Genomic DNA, 18,002 nt, shown 5'->3' with positions numbered 1-18,002 from the left:
ATTAATCTTCAAACTATTCGCTTGTCTAGGTGCCGCAGCTCGAAAGTCGCTCGCCTCAGACTCTCATCCGTAGCTCGCTCCCTTCAGCGCTTAATCAATATAACGAAGCACAAGCTGGAGTGTCAACCGGTTCGCGAAAGATTATTCAAGCCGTCGAAATCCTTATGGAGAAAGAGTTTTCAGCATTTTAGGTTGAATTGCTCTGAAAAATACTTTTGAAATCGCTAAAAATCTGGCCTGGCGAGATCGCGCTTCACCCTCCCCAAAATTTGCCGCCATACTTAAGAATGAATGTCGCAAATTCTGGAGTGAACAGCCTATGCTGCCTGCCTGGATAGTTTTGGACCCGCTGCTTCAAAGCTGGTTACAGGAAGACCTGGGCCGGGGTGACTGCACAACTCAGGGACTGGGAGAAGCGGCTCAGGGTTGGGGAAAAGCCTCCTGGATGGCCAAAGCCGAGGGCGCGATCGCAGGTTTGCCCATCGCTCAGCGACTGTTCTACCTACTCGACCCGCGAGTTCAGCTATCGGCTGAAGTTTCAGAAGGGAGCGAAGTCCACTCGGGTCAGCTGATTGCCAGTTTGGAAGGTCCGCTTGCCAGTCTGCTGAGCGGGGAGCGAGTGGCTTTGAATGTCGCGATGCGGCTCAGCGGCATTGCGACCACGACGCACCGGTACGTTAGCGCGATCGCCGATCTGCCAGCCCAGCTCGTCGATACTCGCAAAACTACGCCCGGCCTGAGAGTGCTAGAAAAGTACGCAACTAATATAGGTGGAGCGCGCAATCACCGTATGGGTTTAGACGACGGAGTAATGATTAAAGACAACCACATTGCGGTAGCGGGCGGCATCGGCGCGGCGATTAAGCAGGTACGCGACCGGATCCCCTATCCCCTCACCATCGAAGTAGAGACCGAGAGCCTGGAGCAGGTAGCTGAGGCGCTGGCTCACGGTGCCGACATCATCATGCTCGACAATATGCCAGTGCAGACCATGCGCGAGGCCGTGCAGATTATTCGCCGGGTCGAGGGCGTCAAGAGCGAGGCATCGGGCAACGTCACCTTAGAGACGATTCGCGCGATCGCAGAAACCGGCGTGGACTACATTTCTAGCAGCGCCCCGATTACGCGATCGCCCTGGCTGGATTTGAGTATGCGGATCGACTAGCAGCGATCGCGGCTTTAGCAGGCTCAACGTCCTGACGCCCGCCCCGTAGCAAAGTGCGATAGGATTTAAGCCAATCGATACTTTAGGACTGGGTGAGATCAAGCCAACACTTTGTCTCCCAGCAGCCACCCGTGACTGATCAGCCAAACATCGTACATCTGAATCTGCTGGATACCGACTATGCCAAGCTGCTGGCGGGCGAAGCGATCCCAGAGGAGCGCAAGCGGCGGTTAGACTCAGCTAGCGCCCATACCTTTGAATATTTGGGCAAGCAGATTGCCCGCTACCGCTACGACAATCTAGATCAGGAAGGCAAAGACGATATTCTCTGCAAAATCGGCGTCACAGCTGAGCTCCTGACCCGCTCAGATATCGAGGACATGCACGACCGGATGATGATTACAGGCCATTTTTACCTGACCGACGGCGAGCGGCAACAGATTTTCAATTGGTTAGAAGATGAGCTAGCAATTCAACTTAAAGCCTTAGATGACTGACGCTGCGAGCATAGCGGCAGTTTAGAGCAAAAATCGCCTGTGTTGTTCACATTTTGTAGCGAACCTGGCCCATTTTTGAATCTGCGTAGGACACTGAGGACAGGGTAGTGGGCCATCCCAAGCTAACCCCGCCGTTGTTTCCCAAGTCTGTCCTATGACTGCCGTTATTCCTTCCCCCGCCAGCCTGCCTAGTTTGATCGAAGGTCTGCCCAATATCTGCGGCTGGGAGACCGATGTAGAGGCAGCTATGCAGGGCCAGGAGTCCGTCTTTTTATCCCAGACGAATCTACGGTTGAGCAATCTGTCCGCAGGGTTTGCGATCGCGCTGCACATGCACCAGCCGACGATCCCCGCCGGTGTCCAGGGCGAGCTGATCTGCAACCTCCAGTACATGTTTGAGCATCCCTATGAGGGCGACAACCACGACGCCGCGCCCTTTGCCTACTGCTATGCCCGCATGGGCGACTTTATTCCAGAACTGGTTGAGCAGGGCTGTAATCCCCGGGCAATGCTGGACTATTCGGGGACGCTGCTGTGGGGCCTACAGCAGATGGGACGGCAGGACATTCTAGACAAGCTGCAGCGGATCACCTGTGACCCAGCCTATCAGCCCTATGTGGAATGGCTGGGCACGTTTTGGGGCCATGCCGTCGCCGCTTCGACGCCGCTGCCAGATATGAAGCTGCATCTCCAAGCCTGGCAGCATCACTTTATGGCGACGTTTGGCCGGGAGGCACTATCCCGGGTGCGGGGGTTTTCGCCACCCGAAATGCAGCTGCCCAATCATCCCGAGGTACTCTACCAGCTGGTGACGGCGCTGAAAGAATGCGGCTATCGCTGGATGTTAGTACAAGAGCATACCGTTGAAACCCTGGCCGGCAGGCCAATTCAGCAGCCCCATCTGCCCCATCGACTGGTCGCCCGCAGCGCCACCGGAGCCACGGCTGAAATCCCTGTGCTGGTCAAAACCCAGGGCTCCGATACCAAGCTGGTCGGTCAGATGCAGCCCTACTACGAAGCTAAAACGCTACAGCCGGTCAAGCTGGGTGGGCATAGGGTACCGCCGCTGGTTTCCCAGATTGCTGACGGCGAAAACGGCGGCGTGATGATGAACGAGTTTCCCAGCGCCTTTAAGCGAGCCTGCCATGAGATTAGCTCGGAGCAGGACAGCCGCACCGTGGGGATTAACGGAACTGAATATCTAGAGCTACTTGCCGCTGAGGGTGTTACGACTGAGCAGTTTCCGACCTGCCAGGCGGTAGGCCAGGCCCAGCTGTGGCAGCGGCTGTCGCCAGAGGCGGCCAGTCCTGAGGCGGTCGCTGCGACGATTGCCGCGATCAAATCGGATGACCCCAGCTTTCAGATGGACGGCGGCTCTTGGACCAACGATCGCAGCTGGGTGCAGGGCTACGAGAACGTTATGCAGCCGCTGGAGAACCTGAGCCAGCGATTCCACAGCGCGATCGCGGCGCTTTCGGTTCCCGAGCAAACCGACCTCACCCGACAGCACCGCTATCGCAACGCACTGCTGCACAACCTGCTGCTGCAAACCAGCTGCTTTAGATACTGGGGCCAGGGGGCCTGGACTGACCATGCCAGAGAAATTTATCGGCGAGGGCTGGCTATCCTAGACCAGGATTTTAGCTAAACAAATTCTCGGCGGGGGCTGGCGAGAGGCATTCCCAGGAACTACTTAGAGCTGCTTCTGTATGGGGATTTATGAAGTTTTGACCGCCAGGAATTTACTCAAATTGGCCTGTAGATGTAAAGGTGATGATCCCTGTGACCCCTGCCAGAATTCTGTCAGCTTTATATGCCAGGATAAAAATACCCGGTTAATAAATCTCGTCTGACAAGCCCCTATGGACTATTTAGCACTGCTCAAAAAGGGAGTTGAAGAATGGAATCGGTGGCGATCTCAGCATCCCTCGGTTGTGCCAGACCTGAGTGGAGCAAATTTACGAAAAGCCTACCTGTTTGAAGCCAACCTCAGCCAGACCAACCTGGTAGGCGCTAATCTTACCAATGCCTGCCTGATTGGCGCTGACCTGAGCGGAGCTAACCTCAGCCAGGCTAGCTTGGCCCATGCCTATCTGAACCAGGCCAACCTCAGCCGGGCCAGCCTCAGCAACGCCAACCTGAGCAATGCCAACTTGAGTGAAGCCAACCTCAGCGAGGCTAAGCTGGACCGGGCCAATACGGCCGGGGCTGATTTTACCTATGCCAAGCTCAGCGGCACCTGTTTGGAAGCTGTCAGCAGCCAGCTGCATGCCAGACAGAGAGTAGCTGTCGGCGCAGCCCGGGAAAAAGGGTCAAACGCCTACTCGCCGCCGCTAGCGGCGGCACCGACAAGTTCAAAGTCTCCTCGATTTTCCAAGCCCGCGCAAAATTCCAGGCGCTGGCTGTCTACATGGCTACGCGCCTTTCTGTTGCAACCTTGGGGCTGGATAGCCCTGCCCATCCTTGGAGCGCTACTACTAAGTACCCAGATTAACCGGTTTGACCTACCGATCTCATTGACGAATCCGGCTGCCCTGCCGACTGAAAATTCTGAGGCCCGTCCAGACATTCAGCCCGATCAGCGGTTAGATATTAACGCCGTTCAGACTCAACCCGAACTCACCCTGGCCCAAACGCTAAACCTGCCTGAGATGGCTGGCGACCCCTGGGCGGTTGCTCTCAGCCCGAACCAGCCCCTGCTTACGAGCGGCAACTATGACGGCAAAATCCGACAGTGGAATGTAGATTCAGGTGAACTGCTACGGACCTTGCCAGGTCATACCGACGCGGTGCGATCGCTCGCCATAGCCTCCTCCGGTCAGAGGCTCGCTAGCGGCAGCGGTGACGGCGTCAAGGTGTGGCAGCTACCCTCGGGTAAGCTGACCTATAGGTTTTTCGGCGATTCTATGCCCTTCTGGGCGGTGGCGATCAGCCCAGACGAAAAATCGCTGGTCGGCGGCAGCTATGGCGGCTCAATTGTCGTTTGGCGATTGGATACTGGAGAACTGCACTATCAGCTGACCGGACACAGCGGCCCAATTTGGGCGGTGGCGATCCACCCAGACGGTCGTACCTTTGCCAGTGCTAGCGGCGATCAGACCATCAAGGTTTGGGACTTGCAGACCGGGAAAATCATCCGCACGCTGTCTGGCCATACCGATGCTGTGCGGACCGTCGCGATCTCCCCTGACGGCCAAACCCTGGTCAGCGGCAGTTGGGATAGCACCGTTAAAATTTGGGATCTGAACACCGGCACAGTCCGCCAGACGCTGTCTGGCCACACCGATCGAGTTGTTACCGTCTCCCTTAGTCCCGACGGCCAAACCCTGATCAGCGGCAGCATCGACCAGTCGCTTAAAGTTTGGGATCTGCCTTCTGGGGAGCTCAAAAATACCCTTGCGGGCCATTCTGACTGGGTGATTACCTCCGCATTTGCACCTGACCGCTACGTCTTCGCCAGCGGCAGCAAAGACCGGACCATCCGAGTTTGGCGGCCTGAAAACCGAGTCCCCGATCCTCAATTAATTCCGCCTGAATAAATCCGTTTGGTGGAGTGCGATTAGACAATCTGGCTGCGTTGTTGGGGTAGCAGCACCTCGATAGGATAGTAAAGTAAGACAGGCGGGATTAGTCTCGGAGAAATTTGGATGAACGTAATGGAGTTTTTTCAGCTCAGTGCCGGGCAGTGGCAGTCGCAGCGTACGACGCATCATCTGCCCTTTCGGCGAGCTGAGCTGGGCGGGTCTGAAATCTCAGTCGAGGCGCTACCGGCTGACCATGAAAAGATTGTTGAAATTTGCCAGCTGCACGACGTCAATCCGGGTTTGGCAGTAGGCGGGGCCTACGTCGAATGGCAGGGCTCAATGGCCTGGGACCGGGAAGAAGAAAACCACACCGGCACGACCGTCTTTGCCCTGGTGCCCGATCCGGACAATCCGCAGCGGGGGCAGCTGCTACGAGAGCGGGGCTATGCCGAAATCGTCCCGGTGATTGGCCGCTACGAAATCGATAGCGAAGGCGGCCTGCTGCTGATCACCGAGTACGAAACGATGAGCTCGGTTGAGCGCTTCTGGTTTCCCAATCCCAACCTGCGGCTGCGGACTAGTGTCGTCAAGCGGTTCGGCGGGCTGAGTACGGCCTCTTTTTGCGCTGAGTCGCGGATCGAAAGCGCGATCGCGCCAGTCGAGCCAGATGCCCAGGTGGCGCGAGAAGCCTTTGAGCTGGGGTCGCAGTATTCTGCCTTTGGCTGGTAGGATAGCGCTAGCGGCGGCTAGGCCTGAACTTCACTGGCAAAGCTGTCGCGCTTATCAAACTCAAACGGTCCGGCGACTGAGCCCCAGACCAGCTCATCGGTTTCAGGGTCACGGCCGCGATCGTAGCTGGTCAGGTGGTTCTCAGTCACAATGAACTCGTTGTCGAGATAGGTCGTTCGCTCTTTGCGGACGACGATACAGCCTTTGCCGGGCTCTACCCGTCCGCGAAAGCTGTCGCCGGTCCAGTGGACGATGATGTCGCAGCCCGGCATTGCTTCTAGGTCATCTGGGGTGAGCTTTTGCAGCCGGTCGGGCTGACGAGCTGCGCCAATAAAGGCCGATTCATCTTTAAGCGAATAATTTTTGAGCAAAATGTCATCGTCGCGGCGGACAAATTGCAACACGCGAACTCGGTAGGGACGGCTGAGCATGTAGTCGTAGGCCTGCTCTAGGTAGAGGCCGAGACCGTCTAAGCAACCCTTAGGCAGCGGCCGCATACAAACCCGGATATGGGCAAAAAATGGCGGATTTTCAATCGCCTGAGGCTGGTTGCTAAAGTCGCCAGCCATCCAGCGGGTCAGCGTGACCACATCTTGAGTGTGAGTCATAGATTGGGTATTGGACTTACTTTCCCTAAGGTAGCGCTAGACGCGCCCGCACTAAATTTCCTGTAAATAAACTTCTGGAAATCCCACGTCGTTCTTTTCAGAAGCGGCACAATCCCTTCAGCTGCTGTTTATGATGAAAAGGCGAAGCAGCGCTGCCGCTGCGCTATAGCGTAAAATTCACTATTGTAAATTAGGAGGACGATGAAAGGACTTGCCGCATTTCACAGTTTTTTTGACCACTGCGTTGGCCTATGGTCAACCGAGCGCACCTACCACTATCTAGAGCAGCAAGAGGTTGAGCGGTCCCATACCGATTTTGAAGTTGTCCCGCTAACGCCTGCGCTCAAGTCGAAGGTATTGCTAGACAATCAGTACAGCCGCACGGAAAACGCCGATCTGTTCCCTGGCTTTCGGCTCAAGTTTCACACGGTCTCGGAAAAGGGCGAAGAGGTACAGCAGGCGCTGAATTTGCTGTTCGTTCCCAAACAGGAAACGGGCAATCTGCTAGAAGGAGACTACCTGCGCGATCTCGCCTACGAAGAAGCCCGCCCCATCATTTCCCACTTTAGCTTTGATCCCCGCAGCCGCGAGCTGCTGATGACGACCCGCTATACCCAAGTGGTCTCAGTCGATTCGATCACGCTGGTCAATCCTAAAACCCGGATTCGCCGCATTTTGAACTATCTGCGTCCGCCGGCAGGGAAGCCGTTGGAGCAGCTTTCCCTGGTCGGATTTGGCGTAGAGCAAAAAAGCATTTAGCGACTTGGCGAATCTCACAGTTATATGGCAAAATAAGAGCTTGTGTCTAAAACTTATTCAGCAGAGCAATCTTAGGTCATGGCTAAAGGCGTTCGTATCATCATCACGCTGGAGTGCACCGAGTGCCGCAGCAACACCGACAAGCGATCGAAAGGGGTTTCGCGCTACACCACGCAGAAAAATCGTCGCAATACGACGTCTCGACTAGAGCTGAAGAAATTTTGTACCCATTGCAACCAGCACACTGTCCATAAAGAGATCAAGTAGCAACATCTCTTAACCCGCTATCGAACAACGTTTTTTAGAGAATTTCAGTAACTATGGCCTATTTTCGTCGTCGGGTATCCCCCATCAACCTAGAGGAAAAAATCGACTATAAAGATGTTGATATGCTACGTAAGTTCGTCACCGAGCGAGGCAAAATTCTACCCCGCCGGATTACCGGGCTCACGGCCAGGCAGCAGCGAGATCTGACCGTCGCGATTAAGCGAGCCCGGCAGGTTGCACTCATGCCCTACGTCAATCGCGAAGGCTAATCATGCTGGCGTGAGCGTAAGTTAGCAACGGAGCAAACTGGCAGAGGAGCCTGACTGGTGGAAAAGGGAACACTCGTTGAGTTCAGGCTACAAGGTGCCGCGCTGCTCGGCGTAGTCGATCGGCCCGAGGGGAAAAAGAACTGGGTTGTACTCGACCATCAGGGCCAGCCTCATACCCTGCATCCCCGCCAGGTGACCTATCAAGTCTCACCCTCGACTTACAAGTCAGTCGAAATCTCTCAGTTTCTTCAGGAAGCCGAAAAATATATTGATCCAGCTCATTTAGAGCTGGCTTGGGAGCTGCTGAATGAGGCAGGTGAAACGGTCGATCCGGCCTCCCTAGCGCTTCTGCTCTTTTCCGACCAGCGCCCGCCGCTCTGCTATGCGGCCCATCGGCTGCTCAGTGAAGATAAGATCTACTTTAAGCAAAAGGGCGATTACTACGAGCCCCGCTCGGCTAACCAGGTCGAAGATCTGTTGCTCCAGGTCTCACGAGAAGCCGAGCGTCGCCAGGAGTGGGAAAGCTTTTTGTCACGTGCTCAACAAGCGATTCAGGAAAACTCGGTAGAATGGCATAAATCCGACCGGCCCCGGCTAGAGCTGCTAGAGCGCTATGTCCTGCTAGGCGAAGGGGCCAGCCAGCGGGCGGCGGCTCAGGATGTGCTGGCTGCCCTAGACCGTGGGAAAAGTATTGAAGATGCATTTCAGCTCCTCGTTGACTTTGGCCTCTGGCATGAGCATGAAAATTTGCCACTGCGCCGCCGTCAGGTTCCCGTCCAGTTCTCCGATGAGGTTTTGGCTGTGGTTCAGCACCGTCTGGCAAATCCGCCGCCCGACCCAGACGTTGAGCGGGTAGACCTGACCTACCTCAAGGTCTACACAATTGACGATGAGAGCACCCGCGAAATCGACGACGGGCTCAGCTGCGAAACCTTGGCTGATGGCCGCCAGCGCCTGTGGATTCACATTGCCGACCCGACCCGCTGGCTATTGCCAGGCGATACGCTAGATCTAGAAGCTCGGCGGCGCTGTACAACCATCTATCTGCCGACCGGCATCGTTCCAATGTTTCCGACGGAGCTGGCGACCGGGCCCATGAGCCTGCTCCAGGGTGAGCTATGCTGCGCCCTGAGCTTTGGCGTAGTGCTGCAAGACAGCGGCGAAATCGAAGACTTTACGATCTGCGCCAGCCTGATCCGCCCGACCTACCGGCTCACCTACGAAGATGCCGATGAGATGCTACAGCTGGGAATTCAGGCTGAGGAAGAGCTGAGCGAGATCGCGGCCGGTGCTCGCCGCCGTCGCGACTGGCGTACTACCCAAGGGGCCATTAGCATCCAGCTCCCCGAGTCGCAAATCAAAGTGGTAGACGACGAGATTACGATTGACGTCCTGGATGAATCGCCTTCCCGGCAGCTGGTCGCTGAAATGATGATTCTGACCGGCGAAATTGCTGCCTGCTATGGCGAGCAGCACGCCCTACCCATTCCCTTTCGCAGCCAGCCCCAGCCCGAGCTGCCGTCGGAAGATGAGCTGATGCAGCTGCCCAACGGCTGGGTGCGCGATTCTGCCATCCGCCGCTGTATGCCCCGCAGTGAAATGGGGATCACCCCTGCCCGCCATTCCACCCTGGGGCTCGACCGCTACAGTCAGGTCACCTCCCCCATCCGCCGCTATACCGACCTGCTAGCGCATTTCCAGCTCAAGGCCCATCTGCGCGGCGAGCCGATCCCCTTCTCAGCTCTGGAAATGACCGAACTCACCCAGGGCATCTCGACGGCGGCCTATGAAGCCGTGCTGGTGGAGCGACAGACCAAGCGCTATTGGGCCTTGGAGTATCTCCGGCGGCAGCCTGACCAGGTTTGGTCGGCAATCCTGCTGCGCTGGCTGCGTCAACACGAAAGCTTGGGTCTGGTCATGCTCGAAGACCTGGGAATAGAGCTGGCTATGCGGTTTGACCGACCGATTGAGCTAGGCGAGCGCTTTCAGTTGCGCGTCACCTACGCCGCTCCTCGTCAGGATACGATCCATCTCAAAGAAGTTACAGAGAAAGCCGGGACTGATGCTCAGAGCGAGCCGTCTGTGGCCTAGCTGTTCGGACAGCGTCGAAGCGGGCTCAGCGAGAATTAGACTTGCTTTCTGCCGCTACCTTGGTGTGGCTCAAAAAGTGGGACAGCTTCTCTAAAAAGCCTTCGCTCATACGAGCGGGTTGGGTCTGCTGATCGGGTCCAGAATTGTCTGACACTGACTCAGGTACGGGCGCAATGGCCGTCAGCGGCACCTCTTCAGCCAGCCCAACGAAAATGAGTCGAAATGCAGTTTGCTGAAGCACTTCCAGAGACAGCCCTAGCTTAGCCGCCAGCTTGGTAATTCTCAGCAGCAGGCTAGGATTCTCCGACTCAGTGAGCCGCTGACTAGCGATCGCGTTCAAAGTCCGCCAGTTGCTGTTCGATCAGGCTAACGGCTCGCTCAGCGCCGTTGGTGTAGCTGGGCGCGGTTTGCATCAGGGGAGCACAGGATAGCAGCGGGCCGATGGTCGCGATCGCGGCCCCGACCGTCTCTACAGGATAGCCAGAATAGGTCAGCCGCAGTGCCTGCCGGTCATAGCGTCGGGGCTGGGCAAAGGCGACTAGCGGAATTCCCAAAGCGGCGCACTCGTACACCGTGTTATAGCCGCCGCTCCCGAGCACCACCTGAGCCAGCTGGAACACCTCAATGCCAGGCCAGTGATCAATCCAGCCCTCGGGCGGACAGCCTGGCGGGCAGCTGGGGGCCAGACAGCGAACCTGTGCTGAGGGAAATGCCTCGGCCAGCTGCTGAGCTAGGCCGCCAAAAAAAGCCTGTTCCTCCGGCTGGCCCGCTGCACAAATGAGCAAGAGCGGCGAATCCTGGGAGAGCCGAAACCGGGAGCGCAGATCTTTCGGCTCGCTTAGCTCCGTCGAACTCAGGCTGAGCCAGGGGAGAGTGAGCTGCGCCTGGATCAGATGACGCCAGACGGCAGTGGGTTCGCCAGGAATAAGAATCTGATGGTAGTGCTGCTGGACGAAAGCCGTGACTGATTTAGCGGCGATGTAATCGGGTGAGAGGTCGCGGTGAACCAGCACATGGCAAACCTGAGTCTGAGTAGGAATTAGCGCCGCTAGTTCGCCCAGCAGCCCGCGAGGAAAGGTATCGACAATCAGGCAGCTGTAGGTTTCCGTACTGAGGCAATCATGAACGGCAGCGCGTGTCTGACTGAGCGACAGCCGGAGCAGACAGTGCAGCTCCAGGTTGGGAATCTTGAGCTGCGGCTCGATTTTAGCGACGTAGGGACTGTTCGTTAAGAGCTGAACGGATCTATGCTGGGCAGCTTTGCGAGCTAGCGCCAGGGCTCGGTTGAGGTGGCCCCAGCCGCTGCCGAGGGCGTAAATCAGCCAGGGCAGTTCGCTCACCGGACGGCCTAGCTCGCGTCGAGGTCCATTTCGTAATCGCGATCGCGCTCTTCATCAAAGCTGGCGCTGTCTGACTCATTGAAATCAACGCTGCGGCTGGCGGGATCGTAAGTGTAGGCGTGACGCCGGGCATAGTAGCCATGGCCCCAGCTGCCCCGACCGTAGTTGCCGTAGTCGGGATAGTAGGCGTAGTCGTCATCATAGGTATTGGCAGCCGGATCGACCTGACCGTTGAGGCAATGGGGGCAGCCATCGGCAGAGGCGCGATCGCAGCGTCGCTTAAACAAAAATCCGACTTTGCGAGCGCAGTGGCCGCTGGCGTCAAACCAGTCAGGCTGACCGCTGCGGGCCGGGGCACTGAAGGCGAGACCTGCCTGTAAGTCCGGTGAGCTGGACGGCTCGCCAGTATGTGGTTCGCGGATATCGGGAGTAGGCTGTACCGATGCGGCTGTAGCGCTCCCCAATACCGATAAAACAATCTCAACCGGGCCGATTTGGATGCGGTCGTCGTCGCTCACCGGCTGATAGGGCAGCGCCGTCCCATTGACCCGGGTGCCGAAGCGGCTGCCGCGATCGTTGATGGTGAGCTGACCATTCTGCTCGCTTAGCAGGGCGTGATAGGGTTCTACTTCGGTACCCGTCAGCACCATGCGGCTAACGGTTTGGCCGCTGAGGGTTGTGGGCATGGAACCAAAGTCGCTGCCGAAAGCAACCGGCGTTTCTAGCTGAGGAGTCCGCTCTAGACCGCTACCGGGATCTATCCACCGCAGCTGAATCCTCACCGCTCGCCCCCCGCTAAATTTACGGCGTAGGCCAGGGCGGCCTGCTGCTCTGGCGTCAGCTCGTCGAAGCCAAAGCAGGCCACCGCCGCTGGTAGGATGGCCGAGCGGGTGGAGAGCACCGTCTGGTCGCTGGCGTCGCGCAGGGAGATTTTTCCCTCTTTGGCTTTCACTTTATATAGCGACTGCTTCTCAGGGGTTTCAATCTCATAGCCATAGTCGCGCAGCTTGATCCGGTAGAGGGCGCGATCGCGGCCATCTTCCAGCTTCAGATCGCCGTCGGGCTGCTGCCTCAGGATAAAAAGCTCTTCGGTCTGCTCCGCATTTTCCAGCTTCCAGTAGCCGTCCTGCGAAACCACGTAGCCCAGGACGCTATCTTCGGCATCTTTAATTTTGATCTTTCGATCCGCATCTAGGGTAAAGCGGGCGAGTTCGCGGTCCTCACCATCCACCAGCTTGGCCCCGTCCGGCTTAAACTTAATGGAAAATCGCTCGGAGCCATCCGCCTGCTTAAACTTAATCTTCTCGTCCGCAGCCTGAGGCACAGAGCCCGGCTGAGCCGCAGATTCGCTGGGCGGAGCGGGGGGAGCAGTCTGCGTTTCCGGGGCTGGCGAGCTACAGCTGCCTAGCAGCCATAGGCTGGCAGCCAGCAACGTCGATAGAGCAGTTCTTTGATTCATGACGAAGTACCGGCGGTAGGTTGCGAGAGCGCTCTGGACAGGTTGAGAATTTGGTAGGCGCTTAGGAACATCTGCGTGACGAGCTGATAGAGGGCGTTTGCATCAATCGGATCTTGCCCATCAGGGCGGAGCCTGGCCCGGGAGGCGCTGCGGGTTTTACGTAGAGCTGGCCACTGCCCAGAAACTTTGACCTTCATGCCAAGCTGACGCTCGGAGACCTTAAGCTGCTTCAGCTGGGCAGCCTCGGGCAGCTTGACTGCGGCTTCCAGTTCAGACTGTAAAGCGGTAATAGCGCCGTACTGCTTTCTGGGAAAGGTCAGCATCAGGTAAACTTCAAATCCCTTGAGCTGATTCTTCCGCTTGTGTTTGCTTTTGCCGCTGCGGCTGCGCGACCAGCCATGCTTGGAGACGGCTAGCGTCGTCAGCCCCAGGTCAAACTGGGTCGAGTCCAGGAATTTTCCCCGGAGCTGAAGCCAGGGATCGCGGTATCGATCAATTTTCCAACCCTTGCGTCGGGGATGGGGAATCCTATCAATTCGCTTAGCGGATTGAATGGAGCGATTGCAGTCTAGAGACATTTGGAGCATAGCCTGAGGAGCCATATCGCGAGCGACCATTTCAGCCAGGCTTTGGGCAAGCTCGTAGCGATGGTTGGCGATGTTCCTTCGACCCCAGCTGCTAGCTAGAGCGCCGGTGATGATGGTAACGATCAGGCCGAAGACAATGAGGTAAGGCCCCAGCGCTGTGCCGCCCAGAAACAGTGAGCCAAAGGTGGCGATGCCGAAGATCACCGCGATCGAGATAAACTTGCCCTGCCGCCGCTCAGCATGGCTGTCCTGCTCGGCGATTTCCTGCATGTCTGCAATTAGCTGGGGTGCCGTCGCCGTGACCTGATAGCGCAGCTTTCGGTGAAAAGATTTGCGGTCCAAGGCCATTGTTTTATCCTCAACCCCAATGAGCATACCCAAAATAGCCTACCTTTCCTTCGATGTCGTTCCGGCTGAGAAAGGGGCGGCAGTGCATGTAGAGGCGTTCGTGCGGGCGCTGGGGCTGAGCTTTGGTGGCGTGGAGCTGGTGACGGTGGCGGCGGCTGAACCGGCTAAGCGAGTGGACTGGCCAGGAGTCCAGCATACGGTTTTGCCCGCAGCAGGCCGCACCCTGATTGATCGCGTCCTCTGCTTTCGGCAGCACCTGCGGCAGTGGCTTCGGGGCCGAAAGTTTGAGATTGTTCACATTCGCTCCATTTTTGAAGGGCTGCCAATCGTTGAACAAAAGTCGCAGCTCTGCCAGAAGCTAATTTTTGAGGTCAATGGGCTGCCCTCAATCGAACTGAAATATCGCTATCCCCGAGTTACTGCAGACCGCGAGCTGATGCATAAGCTGATCTCTCAAGAGCAAATCTGCCTCCGGGTGGCAGACCGAATCATTACGCCCAGCCCGATTACGCGAGCCTATCTGATTCAGCGAAATGTTGACGCCAGCTGCATCCAGGTGATTGCCAATGGCGTCGATCCGGCCCAGTTCACCTATCAGCCGCCCCGCAGTGAAGCGACTTTACACCGCTTTCGACTGCTCTACTTTGGGACACTTTCAGCTTGGCAGGGCGTCGATTTAGCCATTCAGGCCCTGGCCCTCTATCGCCGCGACTTTGAGGCAGAGCTAACGATTGCCGGACCCAGTCGCGGCGATCAGGTCGCTGACCTGCAAAAATTAGCCCATAAGCTCGACGTCGCCGATCGGGTTCACTTTTTAGAAGCCCAGCCGCAGGCCGAGCTGGTAACGCTGATGCACCAGGCCGACGCGATCGCGGCTCCCCTCAAGCCCAACGACCGAAATTTAGTCCAGGGCTGCTGCCCGCTCAAAATTCTAGAGGGTATGGCATCTGGAACGCCGGTAATCACCAGTGACCTGCCGGTTGTGCAGGCGCTGGGCGAAAACGGCCTGCATTTTCTAGCCGGTACGGCTGGTTCGGCCAAGGCCATTAAAGACGTGATGCTTCGGCTGCGAGCTGAGCCCGATTTGAGGCTAAGGCTATCGGCGGCGGCGCGATCGCGGATTGAAAAGTCTTTCACCTGGCAGCGGGCTAACCAGACGCTGATCGAAACCTATGAGTCCCTACTGGCCTCAGCTCGCCAGCCCTGAAAGCTTTTCTAAAATCTGCTGGAGCATGGCCTGCTCATGGGTCAGGCTGTGGTTTTGGAGAACGCGGTCGCGGGCTGCCCTCCCCATCGCCTGCCGGGCCGTCGGCTCCAGCTGAAGCGCCTCCAGCACCGCCGGGCCGAGCTGATGCAGCTGAGACCGGGGCAGCAAAAATCCGTCTGTCCCGGAGTCAATCACCTCAGCAATCCCTCCAGCATCGCTGCCAATGCACACGCAGCCACAGGCCATCGCCTCCAGCAGCGCATTCGGCATCCCATCCCACAGCGAAGGCTGCAAATAGAGGTCGCACAGCCGCAGATGCTGCGCCACCTGCTTCGGTTCATCGAGATAGCCGGTGATCACAATTCGGGCCGCATCGTCTCCCTGAGACATAGCGTAGGACTGAAGCAGCGCCTGGGTTTCTGGCCGGGCTTCACCAATAATCAGCAGGCAGGCGGGGCGCAGCGATCGCACCTGACTCAGCACCGACAGCAGAAACCGCTGGCCTTTCTTTTCGCGCAGCTCACCCGAAAATCCTAGAATGACTTCGTCGGATGCAATATTTAAGCGATCGCGCAGTTTGGCTTCTCCGCCTAAGCCAGGGCAAAACATCTCTGTATCCACGACATTTCTCTGCACGATTGCCGCTCGCTGACTCAGCGCCTGGACCTTGCGCGCCATATCCTGACTGACTGCCGTAATCAGCGTCGCCTGGGCCAGCGTCCACTGGAGCCGGGCAAAGTCCCCCGGCGGAAACATGCCCCGGTCCAGGTCATTGCCGCGAGCGCTGACGACGGTGGGCAAATGGTTCAGCTGGCCAAACCAAACAGCCAGAAAGCCCGCCGGGAAAAGGTAGTGGCCCCAGACCGCATCATAGGCTCGCTGCTGCTGCTGCCAGTCCAGCAGATTCAGCGTATGCGGCAGAGTCATATCCCAATGGCGGTAAAGCCCTATCCGCCGCACCTGGATCAGCGGATTTGACGTAGCGTAAGCCAGCGGCGGCAACACTTCCCCCGGTTCCAGATAGCGGCTCCAGGTGACGACATCGACTTCTACACCCAAGTTTGTCAGCGACTGGACGATACGCTCAGCACTGCGGGCCACACCACCAATGTCAGGCGGGAAACGCTCGGTTATAAACAGAAGATTCACAGAGCTGGTTGGCGCAAAAGTCCCTGTATCCTACCGCAACGACTGTCTTTAAGCCCGGATGCTGCTCAAATAGCGCCTAACACCCCTTGGTTAGACATCCTGAAGGAGCAAAGCACCTGAGGATTGAAATCTACATAGATGGAATTGGCATTCCGTATCGCCCAAGGGGCATGTACGCGCGAAGCAGCTCCAGAAGAGCAACAGAGCGTAGACGATTGCGGCTTTCCGCAGGGTGGAATCTCTCAAGTGCTGTTCGCCACCAGCGCTGGCTTGGTTTAAAGAAGCATAGTTAGACTTTAAGATATTCATTTTTTGACAAGCCTTGCAGTCCTTTCGCATCTGACTAACTAGCGTGATCGCTTCTTATTCAAATCAAAGATTCAGAAGATAGACAGTCGTAGACGATTGGGTAAGCAGTGTAAGAGCATCTAGAGACTCTTAGCAGATATAATGTATTATTCCACTGCTCAAGGTCGGGTGATCAAGTTTGCAGTCGCTTAGTTAAGACCGAAACGGAGTACATTAGGTGCTTACTCAAATCGAATTGAGAAATTTCAAGAGCTATAGATCAAGCACTCTGCAACTTGGGCGGTTGACAGTCCTCATTGGAGCTAACGCTTCTGGGAAAAGTAATGTAATAGAATCGCTACGCTTACTAGCAAGAATTGCTGAGGGAGAACGACTTAGCCTTTTAGGTGGACCATATAAGCAAGATGAGACGATTTTTAGGGGAGGAGTAGAGAATCTTGGCTATCGAGACTCAAAAACTTTTGGGATTTCTTGCGTGACAACAGCGCAAGAGTGGAAAGATTTCTCAATTGATTTAAGTCTTGGAGAAGATGGAGATCTTCATGTTACCAAAGAAAAAATCACAAGTCACACTTCAACAGTTCCTCTGTATGAGATTACTAGTGAACCTCAAGGAGCTGGAAGTGATGTATTTGTTACCTATAATAATTTCGCCAGAGGTGGGAAAAAACCCAGTATAGTATGCAGTAGTCATATGGCAATTTTCACACAACTTTTGAGTGATATTCGTTTCCGTCCAGAGAATACTAAAAGTCGAGAAATAATTCCTAAGGTGGCTGAAAAATATGTTCGATGGCTGAGTAGTATTGTATTTCTTGAACCAGAACCAAGTTCAATGCGCTCTTATGGCCATAAAGTTGATAAGGTACTCAAAGAGCGTGGCGAAAACCTTTCAGGGGTAATCTATAACCTATGTCTTAATCCAGGCGTAAAAAGTTCGGTTCTGGATTTTGTTCAAAGTTTGCCTGAACAAGATATCGAAAATATCGATTTCATAGAAACACCTCGTGATGAGGTTATGCTACAGCTAACTGAAACGTTTGGCGGTGCATCGACTACCTATGATGCTTCCATACTTTCAGATGGAACTTTACGCGTGCTCTCTATTGCTGCAGCAATGCTTTCTGCACCTGAGCAAAGTTTAGTTGTCATTGAAGAAATCGATAACGGCGTACATCCTAGCAGAGCAGCAGATTTATTAAAGCGGATTTCTAATATTGCAAAGAACCGTGATTTACGGGTTTTAATTAGCAGCCATAATCCCGCACTTCTTGATGCTTTACCTGATGAAGCTATTCCTGAAACTGTGTTTTGCTATCGAAGTCCTCAAGATGGCTCAAGTCAGTTGATCAGATTGCAGGACATTCCTGACTATCCCGAACTCATTGCTCAAGGATCTGTTGGGCACCTCATGACTCGTGGACTATTAGAACGTTTTGTTAAGCAACATCCCGGAACAGAGCAGAAAAAGAAGAAGGCAATGGATTGGCTCGCTTCTCTTGCTGCGGTGGGAGAACCGAGAGAATGAAATCAGTTGCAATTGTTGATACCTCGATATTCTGTAATGGTATCCGTTCAGGGGGGCGACGAAAAATGGTGATTGCAGCCAGATTTATCCGCTAAGCTGAGGCTATGGCAGAAGAGGTCGAGATAGCAGGTAGCCGAATTCCGCAGCCAGATTGGGAGGCTACGCC

18 protein-coding genes are annotated in these 18,002 nt (G+C 55.8%); 11 read left to right on the top strand and 7 right to left on the bottom strand.

What is annotated here, in order from left to right; genetic code table 11:
* Positions 1-319: 319 nt before the first annotated feature.
* From nadC to IQ241_RS22540, 5 genes are all read left to right on the top strand, one after another.
* Positions 320-1,165 carry a carboxylating nicotinate-nucleotide diphosphorylase gene (gene nadC / locus IQ241_RS22560; RefSeq protein WP_193911601.1) on the top strand — a complete coding sequence of 282 codons (846 nt, stop codon included), beginning with the start codon at positions 320-322 and terminating at the stop codon, positions 1,163-1,165.
* A gap of 131 nt (positions 1,166-1,296) precedes the next feature.
* The gene (locus IQ241_RS22555) at positions 1,297-1,662 is read left to right on the top strand and encodes a hypothetical protein (protein ID WP_193911599.1); all 366 of its coding nucleotides are present in this window, start codon (positions 1,297-1,299) and stop codon (positions 1,660-1,662) included.
* Between the two features lie 154 nt (positions 1,663-1,816).
* Positions 1,817-3,310: a polysaccharide deacetylase family protein gene (locus IQ241_RS22550; RefSeq protein WP_193911596.1), complete on the top strand. Its 1,494-nt coding sequence runs from the start codon at positions 1,817-1,819 to the stop codon at positions 3,308-3,310.
* A 214-nt stretch (positions 3,311-3,524) separates the two neighbouring features.
* Complete coding sequence (locus tag IQ241_RS22545; protein WP_193911594.1) at positions 3,525-5,201, top strand: WD40 repeat domain-containing protein; 1,677 nt, start codon at positions 3,525-3,527, stop codon at positions 5,199-5,201.
* Positions 5,202-5,309: 108 nt separating this feature from the next.
* A complete protein-coding gene (locus tag IQ241_RS22540) occupies positions 5,310-5,915 on the top strand; it encodes a phycobiliprotein lyase (RefSeq protein WP_193911592.1) in 606 nt (201 codons plus the stop codon).
* Positions 5,916-5,932: 17 nt separating this feature from the next.
* Here the strand turns inward: IQ241_RS22540 and IQ241_RS22535 are convergent, their stop codons facing one another.
* Positions 5,933-6,523, bottom strand: coding sequence for a chromophore lyase CpcT/CpeT (locus IQ241_RS22535; protein WP_193911590.1), 591 nt, complete (start codon positions 6,521-6,523; stop codon positions 5,933-5,935).
* Between the two features lie 201 nt (positions 6,524-6,724).
* Here IQ241_RS22535 and IQ241_RS22530 point away from each other — a divergent pair, with 201 nt between their 5' ends.
* The 4 genes from IQ241_RS22530 to IQ241_RS22515 all read left to right on the top strand — a co-directional run bounded on the left by IQ241_RS22530 (position 6,725) and on the right by IQ241_RS22515 (position 9,909).
* The gene (locus IQ241_RS22530; RefSeq protein ID WP_193911588.1) at positions 6,725-7,282 is read left to right on the top strand and encodes a phycobiliprotein lyase; all 558 of its coding nucleotides are present in this window, start codon (positions 6,725-6,727) and stop codon (positions 7,280-7,282) included.
* Between the two features lie 78 nt (positions 7,283-7,360).
* Complete coding sequence (rpmG, locus tag IQ241_RS22525) at positions 7,361-7,549, top strand: 50S ribosomal protein L33 (protein WP_193911586.1); 189 nt, start codon at positions 7,361-7,363, stop codon at positions 7,547-7,549.
* A gap of 53 nt (positions 7,550-7,602) precedes the next feature.
* The gene (rpsR, locus tag IQ241_RS22520) at positions 7,603-7,818 is read left to right on the top strand and encodes a 30S ribosomal protein S18 (protein WP_193911584.1); all 216 of its coding nucleotides are present in this window, start codon (positions 7,603-7,605) and stop codon (positions 7,816-7,818) included.
* Between the two features lie 57 nt (positions 7,819-7,875).
* Entirely contained in the window at positions 7,876-9,909 is a 2,034-nt protein-coding gene (locus tag IQ241_RS22515; RefSeq protein WP_193911582.1) for a ribonuclease catalytic domain-containing protein, read from the top strand.
* 25 nt (positions 9,910-9,934) lie between these two features.
* Here IQ241_RS22515 and IQ241_RS22510 read toward each other — a convergent pair whose 3' ends face one another.
* From IQ241_RS22510 to IQ241_RS22490, 5 genes are read right to left on the bottom strand one after another with little or no spacing between them, the layout of a single operon-like run.
* Positions 9,935-10,249, bottom strand: coding sequence for a hypothetical protein (locus IQ241_RS22510; RefSeq protein WP_193911579.1), 315 nt, complete (start codon positions 10,247-10,249; stop codon positions 9,935-9,937).
* Positions 10,233-11,249 carry a hypothetical protein gene (locus tag IQ241_RS22505; RefSeq protein WP_193911577.1) on the bottom strand — a complete coding sequence of 339 codons (1,017 nt, stop codon included), beginning with the start codon at positions 11,247-11,249 and terminating at the stop codon, positions 10,233-10,235. The genes IQ241_RS22510 and IQ241_RS22505 overlap by 17 nt, the downstream gene beginning before the upstream one ends.
* A gap of 8 nt (positions 11,250-11,257) precedes the next feature.
* Positions 11,258-12,031 carry an FHA domain-containing protein gene (locus IQ241_RS22500; protein ID WP_193911575.1) on the bottom strand — a complete coding sequence of 258 codons (774 nt, stop codon included), beginning with the start codon at positions 12,029-12,031 and terminating at the stop codon, positions 11,258-11,260.
* Positions 12,028-12,708: a hypothetical protein gene (locus IQ241_RS22495; RefSeq protein ID WP_193911572.1), complete on the bottom strand. Its 681-nt coding sequence runs from the start codon at positions 12,706-12,708 to the stop codon at positions 12,028-12,030. The genes IQ241_RS22500 and IQ241_RS22495 overlap by 4 nt, the downstream gene beginning before the upstream one ends.
* Positions 12,705-13,643, bottom strand: coding sequence for a hypothetical protein (locus IQ241_RS22490; protein ID WP_193911570.1), 939 nt, complete (start codon positions 13,641-13,643; stop codon positions 12,705-12,707). The genes IQ241_RS22495 and IQ241_RS22490 overlap by 4 nt, the downstream gene beginning before the upstream one ends.
* 19 nt (positions 13,644-13,662) lie before the next feature.
* Here IQ241_RS22490 and IQ241_RS22485 point away from each other — a divergent pair, with 19 nt between their 5' ends.
* On the top strand, positions 13,663-14,850 hold the full coding sequence (locus IQ241_RS22485; RefSeq protein ID WP_193911568.1) for a glycosyltransferase family 4 protein: 1,188 nt from the start codon (positions 13,663-13,665) through the stop codon (positions 14,848-14,850).
* On the opposite strand, the gene IQ241_RS22480 is transcribed toward IQ241_RS22485, so the two are convergent.
* Positions 14,833-15,999, bottom strand: coding sequence for a glycosyltransferase (locus IQ241_RS22480; protein WP_193911566.1), 1,167 nt, complete (start codon positions 15,997-15,999; stop codon positions 14,833-14,835). The genes IQ241_RS22485 and IQ241_RS22480 overlap by 18 nt on opposite strands.
* A 526-nt stretch (positions 16,000-16,525) precedes the next feature.
* On the opposite strand from IQ241_RS22480, the gene IQ241_RS22475 reads away from it, so the two are divergent.
* Positions 16,526-17,836 carry an AAA family ATPase gene (locus IQ241_RS22475; RefSeq protein ID WP_193911564.1) on the top strand — a complete coding sequence of 437 codons (1,311 nt, stop codon included), beginning with the start codon at positions 16,526-16,528 and terminating at the stop codon, positions 17,834-17,836.
* The last annotated feature ends 166 nt before the right edge of the window (positions 17,837-18,002 follow it).

It is taken from the genome of Vasconcelosia minhoensis LEGE 07310, assembly GCF_015207255.1.
Classification (GTDB): domain Bacteria; phylum Cyanobacteriota; class Cyanobacteriia; order Phormidesmidales; family Phormidesmidaceae; genus Vasconcelosia; species Vasconcelosia minhoensis.
This window is presented reverse-complemented; position numbering and strand designations above follow the sequence as displayed.